Genomic DNA, 23,235 nt, shown 5'->3' on the forward strand with positions numbered 1-23,235 from the left:
CGATATACCGCGATAGTAGCGATATATCGTGGCTGACATTTCCACTCTTGGGTGATTTATCGTGTTATGGCGAGCTTTTTCATCCGTGAGCGCAAGGTGCTGGCAGGCATGTCGAGCATGGCTGCGGCGCCTTGAGGACCTGAGATGCGCCAGTGCGTCATATTGAGCACAGAGACAATGTGGGCCGCTTCCGCTTGAGCCATGGTAAGGGCGCCCGTTGCTTGTGGTGATGTCACTGTGGCAGGCAGGGTATGAAAAGAGAGCAGGCCATGAGTCGACAAAATGATTTCGCGCTCAATCAAGTTTTGCAGCTCTCGTACATTACCGGGCCAACTGTACTGCTGTAAGTTTTGCAGCCCTTTTGAGCTCACTTTGGTGATTTTTTTACCTAACTTTTTACTCAATGATGCCGTCAAATCGCTCACTAATTGGGGAATATCTTCGCGTCGCTCCCGCAGCGGCGGCACCGTAATGGGAAACACATTTAAGCGATAATATAAATCCATGCGAAATAAGCCTTGTTCAACTCGCGCGGCTAAATCATGGTGAGTTGCTGCAATTAAGCGAATATTGACACGGATGGTTTCGCTACTGCCAACACGCTCAAAGCTTTGCTCTTGAATCACTCGTAGCAATTTAGATTGGGCAGATAAACTCAGCTCGGCAATTTCGTCTAAAAATAAGGTGCCATTATGGGCCAACTCAAACCGACCTTTACGTCTTGTTGTCGCCCCAGTAAAGGCACCTTTTTCATGGCCAAAGAGCTCGCTTTCTAATAATGCACTGGAAAAAGCCGCGCAGTTAACACTGACCATGGGCTGATCTTTGCGATGACTCAAGCGATGTAAACTGCGAGCCACTAACTCTTTGCCTGTGCCATTTTCACCGCAAATAAGTACCGTGCTGTCGGTATTTGCCACCAAATTAATTTGTTGAATTAACTGCTTAATCGGTTGGCTATTACCTGAAAGGCCTAACGCGCCTTGCTGACCTTGTAGTTCGGTGAGTAAGTATTGGTTTTCAGATGCGAGGCGCTCAGACAAGGCTTGCACCTGCGCCAAGGCTTGCCTAAGTGATTGCTCGGTATGTTTTTGCATACTGACATCACGAAATATCGCGATTACACCAACCAGCTTTTGTTGATGATAAACAGGGGTCGAGCTGTAATATACCGGAAAACTGCTACCGTCTTTGCGCCAAAAAACATCATCAGATACCTGGCGCGGTATGGCGTCGTGTAATGTACGGTAAATAGGACAGTCATGTTGTGGGTAATGGCTACCATCAGCATGGCTGTGGTGGTGACAATCATGGATATTTTTGCCTATCAGTTCTTCACTCTTCCAGCCGGTCATTTGCTCTGCGGCAGGGTTAATAAATACCGCATTTCCAGCCAAGTCAAAACCGTATACCCCTTCGGTCATAGCATTTAACAACAAGGTGTTTTCAGGTAAAAAGTGGTTAGCCGGTGCTGTTAAATCGTTTTTTGAATCAGCCATAATCGCCACAAGTTAAATCAATAATGACCATAGTATAGCCAAGTCACGAAATATCGCGACCTAATACTCACTGCAGTAATGTCATTGTGCCTTTATCACTTTACTTAGCCACCCTGACACACGACCTTTTCAATATTTACGCTAAACTAAAAGAAACGCTGGTTTTATTGTTATAGTGTTAGCGGTCAATATCATGTACTGATGTTGGCTGTATTACGTAGTCTAAACCACATAGAAATGAAGTATTTATCCGTATTGTGAGTTATGATAACTACCAGCGTAGAGGGTTAACTTTTGTGTGTCACACAAACGAAGAAGGCATATAAAAACCAATGATTCGACTGACAGACTGTTTATTGTGTTTATCGTATTTTGTTTGCACCTCGCTAACTGCTGCCTCGTTATCGGTAAACATGACTGATACTCAGGGCGTTGCCTTAGGTGATACCGTTGTAGAACTAACCCCTGTTACGGCATCGGCAATGCCTCCTAAAGCCCCACAGCACTACGAAATGCGCCAAGAAAATCGCGTTTTTTCACCGTTTGTGCTTGCTGTACCTCAAGGCGCTAAAGTCGATTTTCCTAACCTAGACCGTACTCGCCATCATGTTTATTCTTTTTCTCCAGCCAAGCAATTTGAATTAAAGTTGTATGTTGGCCAAGCAGAAGCGCCCATTTTATTTGACCAACCAGGTTTAGTCGCTATTGGCTGTAATATTCACGACTATATGCAAGCCTTTATTTACGTGGCAAAAAGCCCTTATTTTGCCTCAAGCGATGACAACGGATTAGCCAGCATTACCGATTTGCCCACTGGCGAATATACCGTCACGCTTTGGCACCCCTGGCAAAATGTTCAGCCACAACCAACAAATATCATCATTAACGAGTCGAGTCACGCGGTGACCTTAACACTCGATGTAAATAGACAAAATAAGCCTTCTTCACCGCCTAGCGGCTTTGGCGCCTCCTTCAATGCAAGCTCACACGCAGGACAACATGCCAAATAGTTTTCGCAACCAGCTGATAATTGCTTTTTTACTGATACTAACGCTGATGCAGTTAACTACGGCGCTGTTTGTGCTGACCGCAACCCAACGAGACTATCGACAGCAGCAAACTCAAAACCTCAATATTGGTTCTAATATTTTTGTTGAAATGCTGTCAAATCGTAATAACCAGCTCAGCCAGAGTTTGTCTTTATTAAGCGCAGACTTTGGTTTTAAGCGTGCGGTTGCTACAGGCGAGCAAGACACCATTTCATCGGTATTAGCCAATCATGGGCGACGAATTAATGCCAGTGCCGTGATTTTACTGTCGCCAGAAGGCAAATTATTATCATCAAGTTTACAAGGGCTGACGTCAGAAAACATTAATGAGCTTTTTGCCCTAACGCAAAACCGCTCAACCAGTTTCGATATTTTTAACTTTGACCATAGTAGCTACCAATTTGTGCTACAACCCGTAAAAGCCCCCACCTTAATCGCTTGGGTGGGCATGGGCTTTACGATGGACAAAACCGTTGCCGACCAAGCTAAAACCATAACAGGAATAGATATTAGCTTTATTAACCAATCGGGTAGAGTCGACATAGTGTCAACCTTGCCAGAAGGGTTGCAGCAAGAGGTGTTAAGCAATATCGCTCAATTAGCGCAAAATGTCGGTAACTTTAGCGATACGCTTCCAAACGAGTATTTATCTACAACCATTGCCCTCGATAGAAACAGCAATCACCAATGGGCGGTGTTGCACCAGTCAAATGCAAAATGGCAACAAAGCTACGATGCACTGCGCAATAATATGCTGATGATATTTGCACTCACCTGTTTATTGGCATTCTTAATTGCTGCGTGGTTTGCTGGCGGCATAACACGGCCAATTTACGCGCTGGTCAATTTTGCCCGTAAAGTGGGTCAAGGCGAAAACCCACAACCCATAACGGGCGCCCCTGCAGAGTTGCAAGTGTTAGCCAATACCCTATCGGTGATGCGCGAAAATATCGAGTCCCGTGAGCATGAGTTGGTCTATCAATCACAGCACGACAACTTAACAGGCTTATATAATCGCGCTGCTGCGAAACAGCAACTCGGTCAGCTATTAATGTCAATGCATGGCTGTATCGCAATGATAGACATTAAAAACTTTCGTCATTTAAATAACATTATCGGCTTTGCGAATGCGGATAACTTACTCATGCTATTTGCGAGCCGTTTAGAAAGTTTATCCCCTTTACCAACATTACTTTCGCGTTTAGATGGCGACTCGTTTTTATTGTTATTTCAACCAAGCATTAGCCGTGAACAGCTCGACATGTATTTACGCCAACTGACTAAACCTTATGATATTGCGGGTTCTAAAATCAGCGTAAATGTTCGGGTTGGTCTGGTCGAGTTGAGCTGTGACTATAACCACAATGATATCGACAAATTAATCCGTCACGCAGAAATTGCATTAAATCAGGCGCGTATCGAATCTCAAACCATTGCCACATACCTGCAAGGTGAGGATGAACGCTATCTTCGCGAATTAATGATTATTCGCGATTTACCTATTGCCATCAGCCAGGGACAATTGCACTTGGTGTTTCAACCCAAAGTGGATATCCATAGTAATAGCTGTAACAGCGCCGAAACGCTCATTCGCTGGCTACACCCGCAACTGGGTTTTATTCCGCCAGATGAATTTATTCGCCTAGCGGAAAACTCGGGGAATATTTCGATGATCAGTGACTGGGTGCTTAACACAACAATTAAGCAACTGGCCCAATGGCAAGCGCAAGGAATAGCATTAACCGTAGCCATCAATTTATCGGCCCACGACCTGACCAACGCCCAGTTGCCTCTGGACATTAAACAGCTTTTAGCCGATAACCATTTACCTATTGAAGCGCTGTCGATAGAAGTAACTGAAGGCGCGGTAATGAAAGACGCTCAAACGGTGATTGCGGTGTTGCAACAATTTAAGGGCATAGGTATCGCTATTGCCATTGATGATTTTGGCACAGGCCATTCGTCACTGGCCTATTTAAAAATGTTGCCCGTAAACGAGGTTAAGATTGATCGCAGCTTTATTAAAGATATTCATACAGATGCAACAGACTTAATGATTGTAGACACCAGTATTCGGCTAATAAAAGGGCTCAATTTATCTGTTGTTGCCGAAGGGGTCGAGTCCGCTGAAGGTATCGATATTTTACGCCGACTCGATTGCGATATTGTACAAGGTTATGTGTATTCAAAACCGCTCAAAGCCGATGAATTTACAACATGGTTTAGCCAATTTAATCAGCCCAATCTGAGCGCTAACATCAAGGATACGGTGAACTAATGTTGCAAAAAATATTAATACTCTGTCTGTGTGTTGTGGCAGGTATTCATCACCCCGTCATAGCAGATACCAGTAAAGTGATTGCAACTGCTGGTGCCACCACCATTGAAGGTGCCGCGGGCGGCGGAATAGTGCCGTGGGCTGTTATCAACGGTTATGCCAGCACAGAACAATGGTCTGCAACGGCAATGAGCACTTTGGTGACAGTTGATGACTTTACGTTACAAGCAGTAGGAGCCTCGCTCAGTGTCGATAATCGCTTTGAGGTAAGCTTAACCAAACAAACTTTTGACCTCGACACCATGGGCGGCAAGCTTGGCCAGGATATTATTGGCATTAAATATAAACTTGCAGGTGAGTTACTTTACACTAGCCTGCCACAAATTAGCGTAGGCTTGCAGTATAAACGCGTTGATGACTTTACGATTCCCAACGCGGTAGGTGCACGTAATGATTGGGGGCTCGATGCCTACCTAGCAGCCAGTAAAGTGTATTTTGACGCGATAGCGGGCCGCAACCTGGTGACAAATTTAACACTTAGGGCGACCAAAGCGAATCAAACCGGATTACTGGGATTTGGCACCACAACCAATAATGATTATCACCTACAAACTGAAGTTTCAGTTGCACTGTTATTAACCGACAATATTGCTTTGGGGTATGAGTATAAACAAAAACCAAATCAACTGAGTTTTGCTAAAGAAGACGATTGGCAGGATATATTTATGGCCTGGTTTATCAACAAACACCTATCCCTTGTAGGTGCTTATGCCAATTTAGGCAGCATTGCAGGCTTTGAGCGGCAAAAAGGGTGGTATTTATCGATTGAGGGGACGCTGTAATGTTGACTACCCGCCACTATTTTAGCGCGTTAATGCTTGGGCTATTACTGCTGCTAACGGCTTGCGCAAGCCAACCCAGCCAGCTTTACCAACAACTCGGCGGCACCCAGGGGATAGCGCAAATCACCGATCGCTTTTTAGTCAACTTGTCACAAGATAAACGCATAGTGCACCATTTTGCTCAAACTGATATTGAGATATTTCGTCAACGGTTAATTGAACATTTATGTGTAATTAGTGGCGGGGAGTGTCAGTACAACGGGGCGTCTATGTATGATGCTCATATTGGGTTGCACATTAATCAAGCGGATTTTGACGCCGTTGTCGGCCACTTAATTAACGCGCTCAAGCAACAAAATGTACCTATTGCAACCCGTAACGCATTACTTGCCAAACTGGCACCAATGTACCAAGACATTACCTACCATTAACGTGGCCCGTTGCAGTTGGTCGTAACACCAGAATCGTTAATAAAAAGGACTTGGATCGACGTCGAGTGCCCCCGGTGAGACGCCACGCTCAATGTACACCTCTTCTTTATTCAAATCGATCATGGTCACATCGGTATAGCGCTTATGTTTTAAAGAATAAAAACATTTTACAATGGGGTGTAATGCATCACGCCCCTTTGAGTCCCATACAATACCTATACGCTCGTCAGACAATTGTACCAGCGAACCAACAGGGTAAATTCCCACGCATCGGATAAACTCATAAACCAACTTTTGATCCAAATGAAACGGAGTCAAACTGAGTAAAATTTTAAATGCTGCAGCAGGACTCATGGCTTCTTTGTAACAACGCGTCGCGGTTAATGCATCAAAAATATCAACAATGCAACTCATACGACCGTGTAAAGGGATCTGGTCTTCCGTTAAACCATTAGGATAACCTTTGCCGTCAAGCTTTTCATGATGCATTAAACACACATCTTTACTGACCTGCGACAAGCCTTGAGTGTCATTCATAATCTCTATTGCATACACTTGATGCAATTTCATGTGTTCAAACTCTTCGGGCGTCAAACGACTAGGCTTATGCAAGATTTCATTGTCGACTTTAATTTTGCCAATATCATGCAAAATACCGCCCACTGCCATTTGCTTAAGCAGTTCACGATCAAGCCCTAAATGTTTACCGAACGTCACCAGTAAGAACGCAACATTGATAGAGTGCTCAAGCAAGTAGGCGTCTTTAGTACGCAGCGCCGAAATGCATTTAAACGCATCGGCATCGGCCATTACCGACTCAATCATTTTATCGGCAACGTCTTCAAACTCTCCGACTTCGATTGCTTTACCCTCGAAGGTTTCAGACATCACCTTTTTAATTAAGCCCTTGGCTTCTGCAAGCAACTTTTTAGCTTGAGCCTGTTGCCCATCGCGAGTTGACGTCGCTTTACGAGCCAATGGGTTCGATGAGCCACTAGCTCGATCGCTTTTCTTTAACCCACAGGTATCTGACGATCGCTCTATATCGACCCACACAACTGCAATATTGTTCTTTTTAAGTTTAACAATCGCGTCCCGATGCTTAATTTGACCAGGATTGCGAATGTCGACTTTATTTTGCTGGCGATCGATGGCCGTAACAAACATGCCGAGGGCAAGTTTATCAACAGGGATCTTAATGACATTGCTTGATTCTACTGAATCACTCATGTACACGAACTCCGGGAAGAAAAACTTAAAAACGAGATCAATCTCACATTACCACCATGACTATTTTGACCCATTTCTGTTAATTCTCCTACTGATTTTACGCTGTTTTGACCGTTTGCTCACAGTCATTTGACCTGATCAGTAAGGGTAAAAACCATTGCGGTTTTAATGTATCACTGTCTTTTATGTTAATGATGACTTTAAAGTAAACGCTTACATTTTACACCATAGCATACCACGAATTTAAGGCTCAATTTTCGACTGTTTTAATCCCAATAAGCACAATAATGTGATCATGCTTACGGGATAACATCACTTATCACTGCGTTCAACAGTTGAAGGTGTAACAACTCGCTCGCCGCATTTTCTGATCATTTATTTATCCTGATTGGTATCAGACAAAATCTGTTACACGGCCATGACCCGATAACATGATGATATTAACCTACTATGATGGTTATATTAGTCATTCAGATCACACGAATTAACCTTGCTAATTGACAGTAATTGACGGCTTTATTACCGTAACTTCTGTATTTATACGTGAGGTATTTCTTCTTGGGCCACTGCTTTTCATCACAATTTACTGAACTGATTACTAAGCTTAACACGCTCAGTAAAGTGCCCACGCGTGAGCAAATTATACAATTATCGGTAGAGGCTCCCGCATTACCTTTACTCTCTTGGCTCGCGGCTCAAACTCAATTCCCCAAAATTTACTGGCACGGTAGAGACCGAAATGAAGATGTCGCAGCCATTGGTGCATGCAAACGTTTCTTTTTTACAGAGCATGTCGATGACAACGACTTAGCACAAATCTATCAACAACAACGTAATAAAACCAACCAACAAGACATTCGCTATTATGGCGGCCTCTCCTTTGACCGTACCGTTGCAAGTTGGCCAGAATTTGGCAGAGCACACTTTATTTTGCCTCGCATAGAATTACGTCGAAGCGGAAGTACACTGAGAATACTGATTAACCTTAATTTTGAAGGCACAGATCCCCAGCAAGAAATTCAAGCCGCGATAAGTGCCATTAAAGAGGTACAAAAACCAAAACCTTTATCCCCCCCATTAAAAATGTCATTAATGGGCCGCAGCGATTTGCCTCATTATGAGCGCTGGAAAGAATTAGTAGAGCAAGTCACTCAAGAGAAATTTAATCGCACGACACCTAAAGTGGTGTTATCTCGCCATACTCAAATAGATGTTAACGATGATATTGATCCGTGGACAGTATTAGCCTGCTGGCAAGGCCGCAACCCTAATAGCTTTCAGTTTGGTTTTCAATTTAGCCCACAACGAGCATTTATTTCATGCTCACCTGAACGTTTATATTTACGTCGCCAACAAGAATTATTTACTGAAGCCTTGGCAGGAACAACAATACGCGGGCTAAACCCTGATGAAGACGACATACTTGCCCAAGCATTGTTAGACGATATTAAAAACAGCCATGAAAATCAGCTTGTTAGGCAACACATTGTTGATGTACTGACACCACTAAGCCAATATGTTGGAGCTGACGAACAGCCCAAAATTTTTAAATTAAATCACATCCAACATTTACATCGCTCTATTCGCGCTCAACTACAGCCTGGAGTTAGCGATTTTGAATTATTACGAGCTTTACACCCAACACCTGCCGTGGGCGGGCTACCTCGTGAAGCGGCACTCAACTTTATTCGCCAACGAGAAGGGTATATTAGAGGCTGGTATGCGGGTGCTTGCGGCTATTTTAATCGTAACGAATCCGAATTTTCAGTGGCCATCCGCAGCGCATTGATTGAACCACGACGAATTAATTTATTTGCTGGCGCAGGTATTGTTGCTGGCTCAGATCCATTAGCTGAATGGCAAGAATTAGAAAATAAATTAGCAACGGTGCTCTCTATATTAATCGACTTTTAAGCCTGTACTATTACGGCTAACAGCTGATCCCAAAATCGCTGACCACTAAAATAGCGCGACACTATCTTTCGCTTGTATATTACCCATGCTATTATCCCGCCCCCGTGTTTACCCCACCCCTGGATATAGCCTCGTTTAGGCTCCTGTGCGGTGAAATAAATACACCCATAATGATAATATTCTTTGTTACCAAGTTTGATGACACGCTGTGATGGCAATACTCTTGCTAAACCAACGTACATCAATACTGTTAACCACATTAATAGCGGGTTCCCTCACCCCGCGCTAACCCCATTAAAAAGGCCACAATATGTTGCAATTATCCCAGGCGAAATATCGCCGAGCACTGATGCTATTGGTCAGTTTTCACATCTTAATTATTTGCGCAAGTAACTATCTTGTTCAATTACCTTTTCAACTGTTTAACTACCACACCACGTGGGGTGCATTTAGCTTTCCGTTTGTGTACTTAGCCACGGATTTAACGGTTCGAATTTTTGGTCAACAAGCCGCCAGAACAATCATTTTTAAAGCAATGATACCTGCGCTGTTTGTCTCTTATGTCGTAGGTGTGTTATTTCATCAAGGTCAACTGCAAGCATTTAGCGCATTGGCAGAGTGGAACAGCTTTGTATTTAGGATCGCCTTTGCTAGCTTTGTTGCCTATTTAATCGGTCAGTTAATGGACATTACTGTGTTTGCGAAGTTACGCCGAGCCAAAGCGTGGTGGGTTGCTCCTGCGGCGTCGACACTCATTGGTAATCTAGTCGATACCTTGGTGTTTTTCAGTGTGGCATTTTATGCTTCAAGCGATGTATTTATGGCCACACACTGGCCAGAAATCGCTACGGTGGATTATGGTTTTAAATTATTGGTCAGTTTAGGGTTATTTTTACCGGCTTACGGCGTGCTACTAAAAGTATTACAAGACAAGATTTTGTCTAATCAAGCCAATGATCACGAACAGATTATTATGGAAGCAAGCAAGTAATAAGTAACCTCAATCAACATCTAACATCAAGCTTAGCGGCTCCAAAGCTCTAGGCTTGATGATGATTATCGGCTACATCATCTCTCTCCTACTTTGTAAATATGCCCAATAAAATTGGCCTTGCCAGCCCTTATAAAACCATCACGGCCATGTCGTTACCCCTCGTCAGTGATGCTTATTAAAATGTGATCTATTTTAACCTCAGCTCTGGATAACAAACGTCTTTCAAGCAGTCCTTTGTCTTCCTCACTGCGTTGAATTAACTTGCAATAGGCTAGCTATTGACGCGTTAATTCGCCTTGTTAGCAAAACAAATCACAAGCTTGACAGTGGATTTTAGTCAATCTATTGATTTATATCGTTATCAATACATCTCTTATCCAGAGTTGAGGTTATTTTAGGCTGTGTCACTAGACCCAGTGCAATGAAAATGACTGCTGGTGTAGTCATTCTACATCAACGTCATTTGAAGCCGTTATGGGGTTTGTGACGCAACTGCGAAGGGCGAATTCTAATACGGATTGGTATAAATACGGCATTACAATGTAAAGAGGATATTTTTATGGCTAAATGACTTGCAAATACAAATGAGAATGATTACTATTAACTTGCGTTCCAAAACTCGGTTTACTCAATAGAGACTTCATCACCTTTATTGGTTTGCAGAGTTCGCAAGCACGACATTGCTCACACACTCTTTGTGGCCGGGATTATTCCCGGCTTTTTTTTACCTCAATATTGTGCCCTAAACCGGTTATGATGTTTTGTCACCAAATTGCAAACCATCATAGGGCCCTGCTTGCTGATCTTCTTTTGCTTTATGATACAGGCCTATCGTAAATACTGTGCCCACACCGAGAGTAGATTTCACTTCAATGGTGCCACCTAGGCGTTTAATAATGCCATAACTTAATGACAAGCCTAAACCTGTTCCATCTTTACGAGTAGTATAAAAGGGATCAAAAATTCGGCTTAAATCTTCTTTTGAAATACCCACGCCCTCATCTTCTACCTCAATTTTAACCCCAATACTTTGGCCATCTTCGAGCCAATCGTAAGCTCTCACCCAAATACGGCCATTATTGTTAACCGCGTGAGCCGCATTGACCATAAGGTTGATCAACACCTGCAGTAGTTGAGGTCGATTAACTTCTACTACTCCTGTTGCCGTTAATTCTTTTACCAGTTCGACTTTTTGTTGCTCAATAGAGTGGCGGGCTAATAACAGCATTTCTTCAACGATTGGCGTGATAGCTTGCGATTCAATCGGCGCATTAAATTCACCTGGACGACTGTACTGTAATAAGCTGCGTATAATTGTCGTAATTCGGCCAACCTGTTGAATGACCAGCTCAATTTCTTCTTCGACTACTTTTGCATTATCGCCAAGCTCATATTTTAACAACTCCATATTGCCCAAAATGACCGCGGTGGGGTTATTAATCTCATGGGCAATTCCGGCAATAAGTTCGCCTAATGCGGTCAGTTTTTCATTAGTGACTAACTGCTGCCTGGTGGCATGCAGCAAGGCCACATTGCGCTCTAGCTCTTCAGTTTTATCTTGTAAGCTGCGTGTGCGTTGCTCGACTTTTATTTCAAGTTGTTCTGCAGCAGCCTGAATTTGGGCATTACGCCGTTGAAGTTGATCAAGCATTCGGTCAAATTGCTGCGCTAAATGTGCAAGTTCGTTGTCGTTGGTTAAATCCAGCTTACCGATACGGATATTGCGCCCAGATTGCACCGCTGTGACGACTTGATGTATATACTCAATGGGTTGTAATAAGCTATTTGCACCGCGGTACACCAAAAAGCCCGATAGAAATAACACAATGACTAAAATGGTCCCAAGCTCGATAATGTTTAATAGATAATTGTGTAAAAATGGCGACTCCGAAAACCCTGCGTATACCATCCCAACCCGTTTACCACGAATATCATATAAAGGTGAATAACCTGAGATATACCATTCATTAAACACAAACGCTCGGTTTATCCAATTTTCTCCTTCTAGCAACACCTGTTGTTTAACTTCATCTGACACTAAAGTGCCAATGGCTCTTTTTTGCTGTTTTGAATCGCTCGGAAACGATGTCATAGGCACATTGGTACTAATGCGCACATTGTCTAAAAATAATGTCACCGTCCCGATGGAACGCTCAGGCAAGGTGCCTTTGGCGTATACCAAGTCGCGGATATGGTCGACAATTGCAGTGTTACGATTAAACAACACGCCACCATCCAAATACCAAAACACATTACCAGACCGGTCGGCTATTGGCATTAATGTCCTGCTAAGCAAACCACGACTTTCCATATTTTGTGTTGGGTCTGATGCATGTTTAGTGGCAATGAGATCAATTCGAGCCTGTTCCGCAAGGCGTAAATCAATGCGGGCAAGTCGTGCATTAGACAGTACCATCAAACCTGATATCGCTTGCTGCTGCGTCTCATGCAACATTAATCGTAAGTCAGGATCTGCTGCTGCATCGGCCACGCTAATCAGGCGTAAAAAGTCTAATCCAAGGGTTTGTTGTTCTTGTGCCAGTAATATATTAAGGGCATTGATTGCGGTGTGATTGGGTTGAGGATCATTGTGTTTAAGCAATTGAAAGGCATGTTGAAAATCCCACGAGCCACTAATCATACTTAACTGATGTTGTTGGCGTTTTTGTACGTGAGCCAAGGTGCTATTGGCGACCACTAGATCGGCTTTTACCTTCATAAACAATTGTTTGCCTGTGTAGATCACATTCCAATAAATGGTGATAAAAACCAGGCTAACCAACGTTAATACAATCGGTAATAAGGTTAAAAACAAAATACGGTAGCGTACTTTTGACTGCATTTGCAGCCAACTGATACCAAATATTCGTGTAAATAAGCCGCTAAATATAGCCACTATGACACAACTCCGTGACTGTCATCACTGTCGGCCCATTCTTTATATTTACGATCTAGGGTTTTGCGTGACACACCTAAATCTCTTGCTGCTGCGGATTTATTGCCATTATGAGCATCAACCACCTGAGTCACATGCTGTTTCTCTACTTCTTTTAAAGACCAATCAATAGGGTAACCCCTCGACTCAGGAATAACAGTGGCAGGCGTTTTCTTCCAGTATTCAGCCGGTGGCTTGCCCAATAAAATACAACGCTCAATCATATTACGTAATTCACGGATATTACCCGGCCAATCATGTTGTTGCAGCACTTGCAGGTCTTCATGACTCCAAATCACATTTTTAATGCCTAACTCTTGCGATAATTGCAGCGTAAAAAAGTGTGTTAATTCAATGATATCTTCTGGGCGCGAGCGCAGTGATGGAATGGTAATATTTAATACATTGAGGCGGTAAAATAAGTCTCGTCGAAAACAACCTGCTTCAACTTCATCAATCAGTAGTCGGTTTGTAGCAGCGATGACACGTACATCAATATCGATTTCTTTTTCACTGCCAACGGGACGAATTGCACGCTCTTCGAGTACACGGAGCAAGGCTGTTTGCATATTCATTGGCATTTCACCAATTTCATCTAAAAAAATGGTTCCACCTGAGGCATAACTGAATAGCCCTTCACGGTTACCTTTTGCGCCAGTAAATGCGCCCGCAATATGACCAAATAACTCGCTAGCTAATAATTCTGGGGCAATGGCACCACAGTTAACAGGTACAAAAGCCCCGCTACGGCCACTGAGCTGGTGCAGTTGCCTTGCAACAAGCTCTTTTCCTGTACCCGATTCACCTTCAATCAATACCACGGCATTAGTCGGCGCAATGCGTTCAATCACTCGCTTAACATCACCTATGGCTTCACTGTTACCTATGATGGTTGACGCGTGCCCATGAGCTAATTCGCGCCGTAACATAAAGTTTTCACGTTTTAACAGACGTTTTTCAATACAACGGTCAACCGCTGTCATCATTTGCTCAAGATGAAACGGCTTCATAATAAAATCAAAAGCCCCTGCTCGCAGTGCTTTAATTGCCACATCCATATCGGCATAGCCTGTCATAAAAATAATGTCAGACTGCCTCTCAAGATCATTTAATGCTTCGTGCCATTCAATACCTGAACGATCTGGTAAGCGTATGTCGACAATTAATAAGTCAAAATGGCCTTGGCTACGGATAGACTCGGCTTGAGCAATCGTCGATGCGGTTTCAACTAATGCAAACTTTTTAGATAACGCTTTGGTCAGAAAGCTGCGCATACCAGGTTCGTCATCAACGATTAGCACTGACATTGCTGTTTGAGACTTAACTGAAATAGGTTCTTCTGGACTCATAAATGGACTCTTATTGGGACATTTTGACACGCTTTTAACTTACTCTAGCATTGAATCTAAACATCAGGGTCACTATGAACCACAGAAAAGTGATCGTGAGACAATTTGTCTAACATAATTTCGTTGAGCTTGGGATCAAGCTCACACTTTCAATTTTAGGCGTGAACTGTAATTGCGTTAAAATCGTTTGGCATCTAACTTGCTTAGGGCTTTGGTCATTAAGAACAAACTCCGGTTATTGATAATACAAGGAATGGAAATGTTAAAACTCAAAGCAAGTGTCAGCATGTTACTCGCCGCAACCGTGTTTAGTGGTGCTATGTTCAGTCCTGCCGCATTAGCAAACGAAGTGATTAAACTCGCGACAACCACCAGTACTGAAAACTCTGGCCTATTAGGGGCCATTTTGCCTAAGTTTGAAGCAGAATCGGGCTACAGTGTGCAAGTCATTGCAACGGGTACCGGCCAGGCATTAAAGCTAGGCAGTCAGGGAGATGTGGATGTGGTTATGACCCACGCTCCAGATGCTGAAGCAAAATTTGTTGCCGACGGTTATGGTGTTGAACCACGCGGTATTATGGAAAACGATTTTATCGTACTGGGGCCTAAAAATGACCCAGCAGCAGCCAAAGCAAGCAAAGATGCAACTGAAGCCTTTAGCAAAATTGCCGCTAAACCCAGCCTATTTATCTCACGTGGGGACAACTCTGGCACTCACATGAAGGAGCTTGAAATTTGGCAAGCAGCGGGTGTAACGCCCAATTTTGCCGGATACACTTCTGTAGGCCAAGGCATGGGTAAAACCTTATTAATGGCAAGTGAATTACAAGCTTACACGTTAGCAGACCGCGGCACTTTTATTGCTTATAAAACTAAACTGGATCTCAATATTAGCTTTGAAGGTGGCGCAGCGTTAGCCAACCCATACCAGATTATATTAATTAACCCAGAGAAATACCCCGATCTTAATCATAAAGGTGCAAAGGCATTAAGTGATTGGTTTATCAGCCCTGCAACACAAACCATGATTAATGAGTTCACTGTGCAAGGAGAGCAATTGTTCAAGGCAACCTATAAGCAATGAATGAAGGCTGGTTAGCCCTATTGCAGCAAGCATTTAGCTTGCTGCTGTCATTAGACCCAGACGTTTGGGCAATTATTAATATCTCTTTTTCGGTGTCGTTTGCGGCGCTGCTGATTACCTTTATTCCATCGATTGTCTTGGGCTTTATTCTGGCATTCAGTCATTTCCGTGGCCGTTGGGTAGTCACTAATCTCATTCAAACGTTGCAATCCATTCCTACAGTTGTTATCGGATTACTGGTGTACTTATTGCTCACTCGCCAAGGTGTGCTTGGGGATTTAAAGTGGTTATTTACCCAACAAGGGATGATTTTAGGACAAATGCTGATTTGTGCACCTGTGATGATTGCACTTTCTCAAGCGGCTTTTTCGAGCGTCGATCGTCGCGCCTGGGAAACGTCTCGAACCCTTGGAGCATCTTGGATACGTGCGGTTTGGACATTATGTCGTGAGCTGCGCGTCCCCCTTCTTTTGGCCATTATAGCTGCCTTTAGCCGCATTCTTACTGAAGTGGGTTGTTCGATGATGGTCGGCGGAAATATTATGAATGTGACACGTAATATACCTACCGCTATCGCGCTGGAAACCAGTAAAGGTGATTTTGCTCAAGCCATTGCATTAGGATTGGTGTTATTAATTTTAGCCTTAGTGCTAAACTTCATCTTAGGTTCATTGCGAGGCAAAGCCCTCCCAAGGAGTCATTAAGATGGCTTGGACAACTAATTTATCCACCAGCAAACTGGCACAAATTCATGCTCAAAATGTGCTGATGACATTTCAAAAAAGCACCTTGTTCAGTGTGGAACAATTGCATTTTAAACAAGGTGATGTGATCTACCTGCAGGGTGATAATGGCTCTGGTAAATCGACCCTAATGAAAATACTTGCGGGTTTAATTACGCCAACTGAAGGTACGGTTTATGGTCAAGGCTTTACACCTAAATCTTGGTGGCAAACAGACAGCCTATTAGGTAAGGCAGTGTACTTACACCAACACCCTTATTTGTTTGAAGGGTCAGTAAAATACAATTTAACCTATGCCTTAAATCAATTGAAATTAACCGCCAGTGAGCGCAGTAGCCGAATTAAGCAAGCGATTAACATGGCTCAACTTAATGACTTATTAGGTCATCATGCCAGTGATTTATCTGGCGGAGAACGTCAGCGACTTGCAATTGCTAGAGCATGGATCATGCAGCCCAAGTTACTCATGCTAGATGAACCCATTTCGAATATGGACAAACATTCTCAACGCTTAGTGCTGGCGATGATAAATCAATTAAAGCAAGACGGAACAGGCCTGTTAATTAGTAGTCATCAAACGTGCGGTCTCACCGCATTGTGTCAGCAGCATTGGCATATTAAGCAAAAAACCATTCATACCAGCATGCATGTTCCTGCAGCAGAAGCAGTGCATCAACCCAATACGACGGAATTACATTATGGCACCACAAATTGACGCAGTAATTTTAGCTGGCGGCATGGCAAGACGAATGGACGGTAACGATAAAGGATTAGTCGATCTCAACGGCCAAGCCATGATTTGCCATACCATCGACAAACTCAGCAGCCAAGTCGACAACATTATGATTAATGCCAATCGCAATCAAGCGCAATATGAGCAATGGGGTTACAGCGTTTTTAGCGATCAAGACAGTGGCTACCTTGGTCCATTAGCTGGCATGGTAACGGCATTAAAACATACTCAAGCCGATTATTTATTAGTCGTACCGTGTGACTGCCCCCTGTTACCAGACGATTTAGCCTCACGATTATTAACCGCACTTACTCAACAAAATGCCGAGATTGCCGTTGCCAGCGACGGCGAACGAGAACAGCCTGTGGTGCTGTTGCTAAAACCCTATTTAGCCGAGTCCATGCAGGCATTTCTGGATGCTGGAGAGCGCAAAATTGATTTTTGGTATCGCCAACATCAAGTGGCAGTAGAGAGCTTTGCCGATCAACCTAATGCTTTTATTAACGTCAACACACCAGAACAAAAACAACAACTCGCCCAGCAAATTGCCAAGTCATATTAAGAGGCCTTTGATGACTGTAGAATTTAGTAATCCATTACCTATTCCCGTACTGGGATTTTGTGCCTACAGTGGCACAGGTAAAACAACCCTGTTAAAGCAGCTCATTCCTGAACTCAATCAACGCGGCATTCGATTAGCGGTTATCAAACATGCGCATCATAATTTTGATGTGGATATTCCGGGTAAAGACAGCTTTGAAATGCGAAAAGCAGGTGCCAGGCAAGTGTTGGTTGCTTCTCATGTGCGCTGGGCATTAATGACTGAAGATCCTGTTGAAAATGATCCACAATTGCAGCATTTATTACGTCAGATTGAAGCTGACAAAGTCGATATGGTCTTAGTGGAAGGCTTTAAAAAATTAGCATTACCTAAAATTGAGCTACACCGCGCCGCGCACAATAAACCGCTTATTCACGTACATGACGACAACATTGTTGCAATTGCCTGCTGCGCAGACACCCAGGTACCCGACACCTTAACGCGATTAGATTTAAACAATGTGTCCCAAATTGCTGACTTTGTGCAGCAATATCAGCAAAATTGGCAAGCACCTAAAGCAGACTTACCAATTAGTTTTAACAATGCTGACGTTGCACAACTTACAGGAGCGGAACAGGGCATTAGCGTGTCGCAAGGCATCAGTAAAGTATTAGCTCAAGTGAACGCGATTAGCCAAACTGAACTTGTTGATCTTATTGATATTGATAACCGCATACTGGCACACGATATCATTTCAGAAATTAACGTTCCGCAACAAACAAACTCAGCAATGGACGGATATGCTTTTGCATTTGATGGCCTATCAACAACACCACTCAACGTTGTTGCCGAAGTATTAGCTGGGCACCATTATCCTAATGTTTTACAGCCTGGCGAAGCGGTTCGCATTATGACTGGCGCTACCGTGCCACAAGGCGCAGATACCATTCAACCGCGTGAATTGACCCAGGAGCAAGATAATCAATTAACCCTACTCGAACCAGAGCATATTACCAAAGGCCAGCATGTCCGCCTTGCAGGTGAAGACATTGCCAAAGGTGAAGTGGCTCTGGCCGCAGGTAGCCGACTCGGTGCCGCTGAACTTGGATTAATGGCATCGCTTGGTTTTAATCGACTACCCATCTTTAAGCGCCCGGTTATCGCGGTATTTTCAACAGGTGATGAAGTTAGCCAGCCTGGAGATGAGCTAAAACCTAACTGTATTTACGACGCCAACCGTTACACCATTTTGTCTATGGCCAAAAAGCTAGGGTGTCAGATAATCGACCTGGGAATTATCGACGATAATGAACAAACGCTCACAAGCACATTACGCGATGCAGCGACAAAAGCCGATATCGTTATCAGCTCAGGTGGTGTATCGGTAGGTAATGCCGATTACATCAAAATGGCATTAGCTAATGTAGGCAGTACCCATTTCTGGCGCATCAACATGCGTCCAGGCCGCCCTTTAGCCGTGGGCAAAATTGACCAAAGTCTGTTTTTTGGCTTACCGGGCAACCCCGTCGCGGTGATGGTGTCATTTATGCAATTTGTTCAGCCAGCTATTCGTAAATTGGCAGGAGAAACACACTGGCAACCTCAGTTTATACCCGCTATTGCGGAGCAAGCTCTGCGCAGTAAAACTGGTAGAACAGAATTTTTACGCGGCGTGTACCGCATTGCCGATAACGGTAACATCACAGTCAAAACCACCGGCGCTCAGGGCTCTGGAATGTTAAGCTCCATGGTCAATGCCAATTGCCTTATTGTTATCGCTGACGATACCGCCACGATTCCAGCGGGCGAAAGCGTATTTATTCAACCCTTTGCTGATTTACTTTAAATCTTTATGCCTCGGCAATCATTGCAATGCGCAGTGATTGTCGAGTCTCGTTGTACTTTATCTATCAAGCACCCTAATCTACATCCCAGCCACAACCGTATAATCACACTCATTCCTTGGTCACTCGCGGTTAGTCTTGCATCGCCATATTCGTATTTTATCCCATGGGTGATAAACTACTCATTTCAATATGCTGATGTATTTCATTAAAAGGACGCTTTTTATGGCACTTTCTCGAAAAAATTGGAACTACATAATTATCGGTGCCAGCGTCTTTATGATTGCGGTGTTATCGTTTATTGATAACAAAACCGCCCAGGTTCCCGATACTACTGTTGCACTGTTTGACCCTCAACTACCGTTAGTACAACTTCATCTCGATGATATTTGGCTCAGTAAAAAAGGGGATGAATGGTGGTGCCATGAGCAAGTGCTTAACTGTCAACAATGGGCCCAAGCTTGGCAAACGATTAGTGTGTCGCCATTAACTGCTCAACCAAAGCATGGCAACAATGAACAAATACTGACTATCGCGATCAGTAATATTCACACCGCACAGCAATGGCGTTATTTTCCCGACGAAGGCTTATTGCTGTCATCGAGTCAAAATTGGTACCAAGTACCGCCAAGCTTACGCGCCGATTTACAACCCGTGCTGGCGATACCTCCTCAATCAAACTAATGAGTTTTTATGCCTGAATTACCAGAAGTTGAAGTCACCCGCCAGGGGATCAGCCCTTACCTTATTGAGCAAACTGTCTGTGAGTTGATTATACGCAATAGTTCGCTACGTTGGCCGGTACCGGATGTGGCGCAAAATATTGTCGGGCAACGCATTAACAATGTGCGTCGCCGCGCAAAATATTTATTAATCGACACCCATGCAGGCATAACTATCGTCCACTTAGGCATGTCAGGAAGCTTGCGTATTTTACCGCGTAACACGCCTGCTGAAAAACACGACCATATCGACCTAGTGCTAGAAAATGGCCGCATGCTTCGCTTTAATGACCCTAGACGATTTGGCGCCTGGTTATGGTACGAGTTGCCCGAAGATGCCCACCCATTACTGTCAAAATTAGGGCCAGAACCTTTAGGTGCAAACTTTACCCCGCAACAACTACAAGCCGCATTAAAAGGCAAAAAGAAAGCCATTAAACTATGTCTAATGGATAATCATATTGTGGTGGGTGTGGGTAACATTTATGCCAATGAAGCCTTATTCGCTGCAGGTATTCACCCACAGGCCGAAGCGGGTAACATTGATATTGAGCGGTTAACCTTATTAGTCACCGAAGTAAAACAAATTTTAGCCCATGCCATAAAGCAAGGTGGCACAACCTTAAAAGATTTTACTAACGCTGATGGAAAACCCGGTTACTTTGCTCAAAAATTACATGTATATGGACGTGGCGGCGAAAGCTGTACCCAGTGCGGTAATTTATTGAGTGAAATAAAACTTGGCCAACGCACCACGGTATTTTGCGGCCTCTGCCAGCAGCGATAACGCTCCAATGATATTTAACTATAAGCATAAAAAGGGAGCCAATGGGCTCCCTAATCCTAATGTATACTGTTATTTAACCTGATGGGTGTCTAAACTGATGGGTGTTTATACCATTGCGTATTAATTTAAAATCGATACTCAAAAGTCGAAAACACTGTCGCATGTGTATCATCGTCTTGCACCTCAAACTCAGAGTTCGCCACGCTCCCTCCCAAGGTCAACATGCCATTAAATACTGGCATACGGTAAGACAACTCCAACATCAATAAATCTTCTTTTGATGGCTGTGGAGCCCATGCACTCGCGCGGTTAGCGCCATCTTTATTAAGCTGAGCATAACGCAGGATAGAAGTAAAACCATGACTATTTTCAAACTGTCCAATCAGCCCCAATACATAAGTTTGCGCATCACTGTCATAAGTGCTGCCATAGGCACGACCGTAATAACGTGAGCCACTTTGGTACATTGAGTGTTCATAAAAACAGTTATATTCAGATCCAGCATCACAATTGACCATAGTGTCTGAATATTCAAAAAAGACTTTATATTGCTGTTTTGAAAAATTAAATCGCGAGTCTACGCCGAACATTTGTCCGCAATCTGACATACTCGACGCATTTGAGGCATTTTCGCAGGTTTGCTCTACATATAAACCAACAGGCATACCAAACCATTCATCGCTATAACGCACATCGAAGCCTGTCATTTGATTGGTATTACTGCTGCAATCAGTTGAATTGCATTCTTGCGGGTCAGTAATGGCCTCAAAGGCACTATCTACATCACACTCTTGCTCTTCGCCACAAAACATCGCAGTCCAAGACACACCAACTTCAAGCTGTTTTAATGGCTTTATCGACCCACGCAATGACCACAGCATCGCATTAGCAGCATAACGTTCTTGTTCAGTGAGACTGACACCCGCGGTCAATGTCCAAGCACCTAACCAAGAAAGTAACGGGGTTTCAAATGCTTGAGGGTTATTTCGACTTATCATTAACGACGACATTGGCCTTGCATTTGTCGACATATGCAAAGAAGAGTCAAACCCTGGGCCCCACCACTGCGCAACCGTTCCAAATGTGGTGACCCAATTCCCTAAAATTACTGCAATGTAGTTATCGTCAAAACGAAAGTCTTTATCGTCATTCGGGTGGTAATTTGCCGACGCCGAAAGTTTATAAGCAAGATGTTGCCCCAAATACTCATGAGAGCCTTGTATTTGGCCTTTTTCTCGATAGTCCGAGCCAAAGTGCTGAAAACGAGCAGCATCAGTTGCCGCAGCAACTTTAACGCGCGTATTGCCTCGATTATTCACTGCGCCTTGATAGTAAAAATTAACCCGAGCATAGGCTTCAATTAATGCTTTACTCAACAACGACGGCTCTGCTCGCGCTAAATCAACCCCAATACCAGACCACATTAAAGGATAGGTATTAATGGGAGAAGTAATTACCCCAGCATCGGCAAGCGCTTGTATATCTGCACGTAAGTAAATATCACTGGTATCTACCCAGGGTGCTGCTTGCGCTGCAGAGCATAATAACGCCGAGCTTAACCCCAATGAAACGACTAACTTACTTAAGCAAAATCCCTTTAACATCAATCAAATTATCCTTTATTTATGGCATTGATTTTTTGTTTCAATGCTTCTGCAACCTGTGGATGAACAAATTGGCTCACATCGCCACCATGAAGTGCCACTTCTTTAACCAAAGTTGACGATATAAACGAGTTTTCTTCAGCTGGGGTTAAAAACACACTTTCAAGATCTGGGCTTAAACGGCGGTTCATATTGGCTAGCTGAAATTCATATTCGAAATCAGATACTGCACGTAATCCGCGCACTAATACACTGGCGTGCTGCTCTTTTGCAAAATCCACCAGAAGCCCTGTAAACCCAACGACTTCAACATTATCTAAATGAGCAGTGACGAGCTTGACTTGAGCAACACGTTCCTCAAGCGTAAAACGCGGTTGTTTGGACGGATTTGAGGCGATACCAATAATAACGTGCTTAAATAAGCGTGCTGCGCGCTCGATTAAATCTGCATGACCGTTTGTCACAGGGTCAAAAGTACCTGGGTAAATTGCTCTTCTATGCATGATTCAAAGCCATAAATTTAGTGTTAGCATTACGCGTATTTTAACAGCTCATGCCTGTGCAACACACGTGTAATTGATAATTAATTAAACTGTTTTTGTAAAAAAACTGAAAATCGTGTAAATTAGCCATTCGAACAAGCTGAATATTTATTA

The 23,235-nt window shown here is 43.5% G+C and carries 20 protein-coding genes; 13 read left to right on the forward strand and 7 right to left on the reverse strand.

Annotation, left to right across the window (positions count from 1 at the left end; all coding sequences use genetic code 11):
- Positions 1-56: 56 nt before the first annotated feature.
- Positions 57-1,499: a sigma-54 interaction domain-containing protein gene (locus L2703_RS01300; RefSeq protein WP_248969344.1), complete on the reverse strand. Its 1,443-nt coding sequence runs from the start codon at positions 1,497-1,499 to the stop codon at positions 57-59.
- A 335-nt stretch (positions 1,500-1,834) separates the two neighbouring features.
- Here L2703_RS01300 and L2703_RS01305 point away from each other — a divergent pair, with 335 nt between their 5' ends.
- From L2703_RS01305 to L2703_RS01320, 4 genes are read left to right on the forward strand one after another with little or no spacing between them, the layout of a single operon-like run.
- The gene (locus tag L2703_RS01305) at positions 1,835-2,509 is read left to right on the forward strand and encodes a methylamine utilization protein (RefSeq protein ID WP_428848637.1); all 675 of its coding nucleotides are present in this window, start codon (positions 1,835-1,837) and stop codon (positions 2,507-2,509) included.
- The gene (locus L2703_RS01310) at positions 2,499-4,826 is read left to right on the forward strand and encodes a GGDEF domain-containing phosphodiesterase (protein ID WP_248969346.1); all 2,328 of its coding nucleotides are present in this window, start codon (positions 2,499-2,501) and stop codon (positions 4,824-4,826) included. The genes L2703_RS01305 and L2703_RS01310 overlap by 11 nt, the downstream gene beginning before the upstream one ends.
- Positions 4,826-5,668, forward strand: a complete 843-nt coding sequence (locus tag L2703_RS01315; RefSeq protein WP_248969347.1) for a DUF3034 family protein — start codon at positions 4,826-4,828, stop codon at positions 5,666-5,668. The genes L2703_RS01310 and L2703_RS01315 overlap by 1 nt, the downstream gene beginning before the upstream one ends.
- Positions 5,668-6,099, forward strand: coding sequence for a group I truncated hemoglobin (locus L2703_RS01320; protein ID WP_248969348.1), 432 nt, complete (start codon positions 5,668-5,670; stop codon positions 6,097-6,099). Before L2703_RS01315 ends, L2703_RS01320 begins: the two co-directional genes overlap by 1 nt.
- A 36-nt stretch (positions 6,100-6,135) precedes the next feature.
- Here L2703_RS01320 and L2703_RS01325 read toward each other — a convergent pair whose 3' ends face one another.
- Positions 6,136-7,329 carry a cyclic di-GMP phosphodiesterase gene (locus L2703_RS01325; RefSeq protein WP_248969349.1) on the reverse strand — a complete coding sequence of 398 codons (1,194 nt, stop codon included), beginning with the start codon at positions 7,327-7,329 and terminating at the stop codon, positions 6,136-6,138.
- 558 nt (positions 7,330-7,887) lie between these two features.
- Here L2703_RS01325 and L2703_RS01330 point away from each other — a divergent pair.
- A complete protein-coding gene (locus L2703_RS01330) occupies positions 7,888-9,243 on the forward strand; it encodes an isochorismate synthase (RefSeq protein ID WP_428848635.1) in 1,356 nt (451 codons plus the stop codon).
- Here the strand turns inward: L2703_RS01330 and L2703_RS01335 are convergent.
- Positions 9,240-9,503 carry a hypothetical protein gene (locus L2703_RS01335; RefSeq protein WP_248969350.1) on the reverse strand — a complete coding sequence of 88 codons (264 nt, stop codon included), beginning with the start codon at positions 9,501-9,503 and terminating at the stop codon, positions 9,240-9,242. The genes L2703_RS01330 and L2703_RS01335 overlap by 4 nt on opposite strands.
- A 50-nt stretch (positions 9,504-9,553) precedes the next feature.
- On the opposite strand from L2703_RS01335, the gene L2703_RS01340 reads away from it, so the two are divergent.
- A complete protein-coding gene (locus L2703_RS01340) occupies positions 9,554-10,234 on the forward strand; it encodes a 7-cyano-7-deazaguanine/7-aminomethyl-7-deazaguanine transporter (RefSeq protein WP_248969351.1) in 681 nt (226 codons plus the stop codon).
- Positions 10,235-10,988: 754 nt separating this feature from the next.
- Here the strand turns inward: L2703_RS01340 and L2703_RS01345 are convergent.
- Both L2703_RS01345 and L2703_RS01350 read right to left on the reverse strand, forming a co-directional pair.
- Positions 10,989-13,079, reverse strand: coding sequence for a sensor histidine kinase (locus L2703_RS01345; RefSeq protein ID WP_248969449.1), 2,091 nt, complete (start codon positions 13,077-13,079; stop codon positions 10,989-10,991).
- A gap of 53 nt (positions 13,080-13,132) precedes the next feature.
- Positions 13,133-14,521, reverse strand: coding sequence for a sigma-54-dependent transcriptional regulator (locus L2703_RS01350; RefSeq protein ID WP_248969352.1), 1,389 nt, complete (start codon positions 14,519-14,521; stop codon positions 13,133-13,135).
- A 286-nt stretch (positions 14,522-14,807) separates the two neighbouring features.
- On the opposite strand from L2703_RS01350, the gene L2703_RS01355 reads away from it, so the two are divergent.
- The 7 genes from L2703_RS01355 (at position 14,808) to mutM (ending at position 20,975) form a co-directional block, all read left to right on the forward strand.
- Complete coding sequence (locus tag L2703_RS01355) at positions 14,808-15,605, forward strand: ABC transporter substrate-binding protein (RefSeq protein WP_428848638.1); 798 nt, start codon at positions 14,808-14,810, stop codon at positions 15,603-15,605.
- Positions 15,602-16,309, forward strand: coding sequence for an ABC transporter permease (locus tag L2703_RS01360; protein WP_248969354.1), 708 nt, complete (start codon positions 15,602-15,604; stop codon positions 16,307-16,309). The genes L2703_RS01355 and L2703_RS01360 overlap by 4 nt, the downstream gene beginning before the upstream one ends.
- Before the next feature lies 1 nt (position 16,310).
- The gene (locus tag L2703_RS01365; RefSeq protein ID WP_418357748.1) at positions 16,311-17,063 is read left to right on the forward strand and encodes an energy-coupling factor ABC transporter ATP-binding protein; all 753 of its coding nucleotides are present in this window, start codon (positions 16,311-16,313) and stop codon (positions 17,061-17,063) included.
- Positions 17,047-17,643, forward strand: a complete 597-nt coding sequence (gene mobA / locus L2703_RS01370) for a molybdenum cofactor guanylyltransferase MobA (protein ID WP_248969355.1) — start codon at positions 17,047-17,049, stop codon at positions 17,641-17,643. The genes L2703_RS01365 and mobA overlap by 17 nt, the downstream gene beginning before the upstream one ends.
- Before the next feature lie 10 nt (positions 17,644-17,653).
- Entirely contained in the window at positions 17,654-19,468 is a 1,815-nt protein-coding gene (locus L2703_RS01375) for a bifunctional molybdopterin-guanine dinucleotide biosynthesis adaptor protein MobB/molybdopterin molybdotransferase MoeA (RefSeq protein WP_248969356.1), read from the forward strand.
- Positions 19,469-19,691: 223 nt separating this feature from the next.
- On the forward strand, positions 19,692-20,150 hold the full coding sequence (locus L2703_RS01380) for a hypothetical protein (RefSeq protein ID WP_248969357.1): 459 nt from the start codon (positions 19,692-19,694) through the stop codon (positions 20,148-20,150).
- Positions 20,151-20,159: 9 nt separating this feature from the next.
- Positions 20,160-20,975, forward strand: coding sequence for a bifunctional DNA-formamidopyrimidine glycosylase/DNA-(apurinic or apyrimidinic site) lyase (gene mutM, locus L2703_RS01385; RefSeq protein ID WP_248969358.1), 816 nt, complete (start codon positions 20,160-20,162; stop codon positions 20,973-20,975).
- 125 nt (positions 20,976-21,100) lie between these two features.
- Here mutM and L2703_RS01390 read toward each other — a convergent pair whose 3' ends face one another.
- Positions 21,101-22,579 (reverse strand): capsule assembly Wzi family protein, encoded by a 1,479-nt coding sequence (locus L2703_RS01390; RefSeq protein ID WP_248969359.1) that lies wholly within the window; start codon positions 22,577-22,579, stop codon positions 21,101-21,103.
- Between the two features lie 8 nt (positions 22,580-22,587).
- Positions 22,588-23,082, reverse strand: a complete 495-nt coding sequence (gene coaD, locus L2703_RS01395; protein ID WP_248969360.1) for a pantetheine-phosphate adenylyltransferase — start codon at positions 23,080-23,082, stop codon at positions 22,588-22,590.
- Between the last annotated feature and the right edge of the window lie 153 nt (positions 23,083-23,235).

Origin of the sequence: Shewanella basaltis, from assembly GCF_023283885.1 — a bacterium.
Taxonomy (GTDB): domain Bacteria; phylum Pseudomonadota; class Gammaproteobacteria; order Enterobacterales; family Shewanellaceae; genus Shewanella; species Shewanella basaltis.